At 59.9% G+C, this 5,788-nt stretch carries 3 protein-coding genes; 1 reads left to right on the top strand and 2 read right to left on the bottom strand.

The window, feature by feature from the left end:
• Window positions 1-140 precede the first annotated feature (140 nt).
• The gene (eat, locus tag KGB23_RS29885; RefSeq protein ID WP_046055565.1) at window positions 141-1,511 is read right to left on the bottom strand and encodes an ethanolamine permease; all 1,371 of its coding nucleotides are present in this window, start codon (window positions 1,509-1,511) and stop codon (window positions 141-143) included.
• Between the two features lie 241 nt (window positions 1,512-1,752).
• Window positions 1,753-3,273, bottom strand: a complete 1,521-nt coding sequence (locus KGB23_RS29880) for an aldehyde dehydrogenase family protein (protein ID WP_033054129.1) — start codon at window positions 3,271-3,273, stop codon at window positions 1,753-1,755.
• A 431-nt stretch (window positions 3,274-3,704) separates the two neighbouring features.
• Here KGB23_RS29880 and KGB23_RS29875 point away from each other — a divergent pair, with 431 nt between their 5' ends.
• Window positions 3,705-5,618, top strand: a complete 1,914-nt coding sequence (locus KGB23_RS29875) for a sigma-54-dependent Fis family transcriptional regulator (RefSeq protein WP_150658282.1) — start codon at window positions 3,705-3,707, stop codon at window positions 5,616-5,618.
• The last annotated feature ends 170 nt before the right edge of the window (window positions 5,619-5,788 follow it).

Raw genomic sequence — 5,788 nt, 5'->3', positions numbered from 1 at the left:
GGCTTGCTCGCGAAAGCGGAGTGTCATCCAGTACATGTGTCGGATGACACACCGTTTTCGCGAGCAAGCCCGCTCCCACATTGGATCTGCATGCACTTCAATATGGCAGGCGCCGGGAATCAGCCCGGCGCCGGTGCAACTCAGACGCCTTCGAGCATCGCGTCCGCCGGCGCATCGAAACGCTGCTTGGCGGTCAATTGGAAATACAGGTAGCCGGCCGCCATGAAGCCGAGGAACACACACCCGATCAGCGTATTGAACCAGGCCATCGCCACCAGGCACACCACCGCCAGAAACAGCGCGATCCCCGGCACGATCGGGTAACCCGGCGCGCGGAAGGTGCGTTCAAGGTTCGGCTCGGTTTTACGCAGTTTGAACAGGCTCAGCATACTGATGATGTACATCACGATGGCACCGAATACCGACATGGTGATCATTGCTGCCGTCAGGGTCATGCCTTGCAGGTTGACCAGGCCGTCGCTGTAGATCGCCGCGATGCCGATCACGCCTCCGGCCAGGATCGCCCGGTGCGGAGTCTGGAAGCGCGAGAGCTTGGCCAGGCCGCGAGGCAGGTAACCGGCCCGGGCCAGCGCAAAGAATTGCCGTGAGTAGCCGAGAATGATCCCGTGGAAACTCGCCACCAGACCGAACAGGCCGATCCACACCAGCATGTGCATCCAGCTCGAATTGTTGCCGACCACCGCTTTCATTGCCTGAGGCAGCGGATCGTTGATGTTCGACAGTTGACGCCAGTCGCCAACGCCACCCGCCATCACCATTACGCCGATGGCCAGGAACACCAGGGTCAGAATGCCACTGACATACGCCCTGGGAATCGTACGTTTCGGGTCTTTGGCTTCTTCAGCCGCCATCGCCGCGCCTTCAATCGCAAGGAAAAACCAGATCGCAAAGGGGATCGCTGCAAAGATGCCAGGGATTGAGCCCATGGTGAACTCGTTGGCGCCCGACCAGCCGTTAAGCGCGAAATTACTGAAGCTGAAGCCCGGCGCAACGACGCCCATGAACACCAGCAATTCGGCGACCGCGAGCACGGTGACTACCAGTTCAAACGTCGCGGCGATGCTGACGCCGAGGATATTCAAGCCCATGAACACGAAATAGGCGCCAACGGCGGCGATCTTCGGGTCCAGTTCCGGGTATTGCACGTTGAGGTAGGCGCCGATGGCCATGGCAATCGCCGGGGGCGCAAAGACGAATTCGATCAGCGTGGCGATGCCGGCGATCAGTCCACCTTTCTCACCAAAGGCCCGCCGGCTGTAGGCAAACGGCCCGCCCGCGTGGGGAATCGCGGTAGTCAATTCGGTGAAACTGAAGATGAAACAGGTGTACATCGTCGCCACCATCAGCGCGGTGACGAGGAAACCCAGGGTGCCTGCGGTGCCCCAGCCGTAACTCCAGCCGAAATACTCGCCGGAAATCACCAGGCCGACGGCAATGCCCCATAAATGCAGGGTGCCGAGTGTGGGTTTGAGCTGTGTAGTAGAAGTCATAAGTCCTCGCTGTCTTTTTTATTTTTTGATTTGTTGGACTTTCAGGTGCGACGTTTTCGTGTAAAGCGAGCACGCAAAGCCCGTGCCAGAGCGGCAGAGCAATGTTTTTGATGTGTTGGTGAGAACGCCTTCGCGAGCAAGCCCGCTCCCACAGGGGGAACGCGGTGCAAATGTGGGAGCGGGCTTGCTCGCGAAAGCAATTTGAAGGACGGCACAGAAACCTCTGTGTCGCCCCCGGTTTTTAGAAGAAGCCCAACGGATTGATGTCGTAGCTCACCAGCAGGTTTTTGGTCTGCTGATAGTGATCGAGCATCATCTTGTGGGTTTCACGACCGACGCCGGACTTCTTGTAACCGCCGAACGCGGCGTGCGCCGGGTACAGGTGGTAGCAGTTGGTCCACACACGACCGGCCTTGATGGCGCGGCCCATGCGATAGGCGCGGTTGATGTCGCGGGTCCAGAGGCCGGCACCCAGGCCGAACTCGGTGTCGTTGGCGATGGCCAGGGCTTCGGCTTCGTCCTTGAAGGTGGTGATGCTCACCACCGGGCCAAAGATTTCTTCCTGGAACACGCGCATTTTGTTGGTGCCCTTGAGCAGGGTCGGCTGGATGTAATACCCGGTCGCCAGGTTGCCCTCGAGTTTTTCCACCTTGCCGCCGGTCAGCAGCTCGGCGCCTTCGCCCTTGGCGATTTCCAGGTACGAAAGGATTTTGTCGAATTGCTGCTCGGACGCCTGGGCGCCGACCATGGTGTCGGTGTCCAGCGGGTCGCCACGTTTGATCGACAGCACTTTTTTCATCACGACTTTCATGAAGTCGTCGTAGATCGACTCTTGCACCAAGGCGCGGGAAGGGCAGGTGCAGACTTCGCCCTGGTTGAAGAACGCCAGCACCAGGCCTTCGGCGGCTTTTTCGATGAAGGTTTCTTCGGCTTGCATGATGTCGGCGAAGAAGATGTTCGGCGACTTGCCACCCAGCTCCACGGTGGACGGAATGATGTTTTCGGCGGCGCATTTCATGATGTGCGAGCCGACCGGGGTCGAACCGGTGAAGGCGATCTTGGCGATGCGTTTGCTGGTGGCCAGTGCTTCGCCGGCTTCTTTGCCAAAGCCTTGCACGACGTTCAGCACGCCCGGCGGCAGCAGGTCGCCGATCAGCTCCATCAGCACGGTAATGCCTAGTGGCGTTTGTTCGGCAGGCTTGAGCACCACGCAGTTGCCGGCGGCCAGCGCTGGAGCAAGTTTCCACGCGGCCATCAGGATCGGGAAGTTCCACGGGATGATCTGCCCGACCACGCCCAGCGGTTCATGGATGTGATAGGCCACGGTATTGCCATCGATCTCGGCGGCGCTGCCTTCCTGGGCGCGGATGCAACCGGCGAAGTAACGGAAGTGGTCGGCGGCCAGCGGGATGTCGGCGTTGAGCGTTTCACGCACGGCTTTGCCGTTGTCCCAGGATTCGGTGATTGCCAGGACTTCGAGGTTCTGTTCGATGCGATCGGCGATTTTCAGCAGCACCAGCGAGCGAGCCTGGGCGGACGTGGCGCCCCAGGCATCGGCGGCCGCGTGGGCAGCGTCCAGGGCCTTTTCGATGTCTTCGGCCGTGGAGCGCGGGAATTCGGCAATCGGTTGGCCATTTACTGGCGAGGTATTGGTGAAGTACTGACCTTTGACAGGCGCGACGAACTCGCCGCCGATGTAGTTACCGTATTTGCTCTTGAACGAAACGATAGCGCCTTCAGTACCGGGGTGAGCGTAACGCATGGTGATTTCTCCTTGGCTTTTGTGCTTATAAGGGAGAGCGCATGTGCGCTTGTTATAAGCGTAGAGCAAGGGTCGGGCCACTGCCTTGCAGGTCAGGCAAATCAAGGTCTTACGCGGTTTTTGTCGGACCGACGGACGTTGCCTGTGACGGTTTCGGTACAGTCCTGATGACACTTTGTACCGCTTCTGGCACAACGTGTGACGGGTCGGTCTCGCCAGCATTGCAATGCGCGTCGCGCTGGAGGATGCTCGGCATCACGCAATTTTGCTTCGTGTAGCAGCTGCCGAAGGCTGCGTCCGAGTGCGAAGCGCTCGCCTCGTTTTCGGCAATGCATACGGGACACAGGTTTACGACTGCTTCGCAGCCGGACGCAGCCTTCGGCAGCTGCTACACGGAAGCGGACCAGACTCTGCGGGGAGAACAATAAGAAATGCACGACAACCATTTGAGTCGCCATGCCCAGCAGGTCCTGACTGTCACTCAGGGGAAATCCCACTTGCACGGCCCTGGTAGCGATCCGTCGATTGCCCGTTCCTGGCTGCGCTGTCTTGAGGATTATCACCTCGACCCGGCCCTGACCATGGCGCCGACGGTGCTGGAACATGGCCGCGTCCTGGAAAGCCGCGAGCGCTTGCAGCAAGTGCTGCACATCGCCGGCAGCGAAATGACCAGCCTTCATCAGCAGCTCTCCGGTGCTGGCCATGCGGTTCTGCTGACCGACGCCCGCGGCGTGATCCTCAATTGCGTCACCGCGCCTGCCGAGCGGAAGATTTTCGAGCGCGCAGGCCTCTGGCTCGGTGCTGACTGGAGCGAAGCCTGCGAGGGCACCAACGGCATCGGCACCTGTCTGGTGGAGCGTCAGTCCCTGACCATCCATCAGGACGAGCACTTTCGCGGCCGTCACACTGGTCTGACCTGCTCGGCGAGCCCGGTGTTTGACCCGCATGGCGAACTGCTGGCGGTGCTCGATGTGTCCTCGGCGCGTCACGAGGTTTCGCGTCAAAGCCAATTCCACACCATGGCCCTGGTCAATCTTTCGGCGAAGATGATCGAGAGCTGCTATTTCCTGCGCTATTTCGACAATCAGTGGTTGCTGCGTTTTCACCTTCAGGCCGAATCCGTCGGGCTGTTCAGCGAAGGGTTGCTGGCGTTTGACGGGGAAGGGCGGATCAGCGCGGTCAACCAGAGTGCGCTGAACCTGCTGGGGCATATTCGCGGTGGGCTGCTGGGCAAACCGGTGGAGGCGTTTTTTGATTGCTCGCTGGATGAATTGCTCGGCCGTGCCAGCGTCAATGCCAGCGCCAGTTGGCCGTTGCGCACGCGCGACGGGCGGAGCCTGTTTGCGCTGTTGCGTGGGCAGCCACGCAGCATTCCGGTGCCGGTGGTGCAAAGTGCAGTGATCGCCGAACCTTCGCGTTTATCGGGCATTTGTCTGGGCGACACAGGGCTACAGGAAGATTTCCGTAAATCCTTGCGCGTATTCGAGCGGGACGTACCGCTGCTGATCAATGGCGAAACTGGATCCGGAAAAGAAGCGTTTGCCAAAGCCGTCCACCAGGCCAGCCAGCGAGCAGAAAAAGCCTTCGTCGCCCTCAACTGCGCTGCCATCCCCGAAAGCCTGATCGAGAGCGAACTGTTTGGCTATCGCGGCGGCAGCTTCACTGGCGCGCGCAAGGAAGGCATGCGCGGCAAATTGCAGCAGGCCGATGGCGGCACGTTGTTCCTCGATGAAATCGGCGACATGCCCCTGGCTTTGCAGACCCGACTATTAAGGGTGCTGGAGGATCGTCAGGTGGTGCCGATCGGCGGCGAGCCGGAATCGGTCAATGTACGAATCATCAGCGCCACTCACCGCAATCTGCTGGAGCGGGTACAGGACGGCAGCTTCCGCGAGGATTTGTATTACCGGCTCAACGGGCTGGAAGTTGCACTGCCAGCGCTGCGTGATCGCAGTGATAAATCCCAACTGCTCGACTTTTTGCTGGCCGAAGAGGCGGGTGGGGAAACCGTATTGATCGACGGTCCGGCACGCCAGGCGTTGCTGGCGTTTGCCTGGCCGGGGAACGTGCGGCAGTTGCGCAATGTGCTGCGCACCTTGGCGGCGCTGTGTGACGGCGGGCGGATAGGGCTGGGGGATTTGCCGGTGATGATTCGTCAGGCCCGACCGGTTCCGGTTGTTGCCGTTGAAGAGCCGTCGGACTATCCGCTGGATGACGCTGAGCGGCTGGCGTTGCTGAATGCGCTGGAACAGACGCGTTGGCATATGACTCACACGGCTGAACAACTTGGCGTCAGCCGTAACACCCTTTACAGAAAACTGCGTAAACATGGAATTGAGCGGTAGGCAGGTAAATCCAACCCTCACCCTAACCCTCTCCCGGAGGTAGAGGGGACTGACCAAAGTGTCTTTCGAAATACATCGACCTGAAATTCCGAGTCGAACTCAGGTTACGAAAACCATGGAGATCGGCTCCCTTTCCCCCTCTCCCCCTTGGGGCGGTCCGACGTTTCGGG

The organism is Pseudomonas sp. GL-B-26 (assembly GCF_019947405.1).
In the GTDB taxonomy this organism is placed as follows: Bacteria; Pseudomonadota; Gammaproteobacteria; order Pseudomonadales; family Pseudomonadaceae; genus Aquipseudomonas.
The sequence above is the reverse complement of the archived record's forward strand: the minus strand, read 5'-3'. Positions and strand labels throughout refer to the sequence as shown.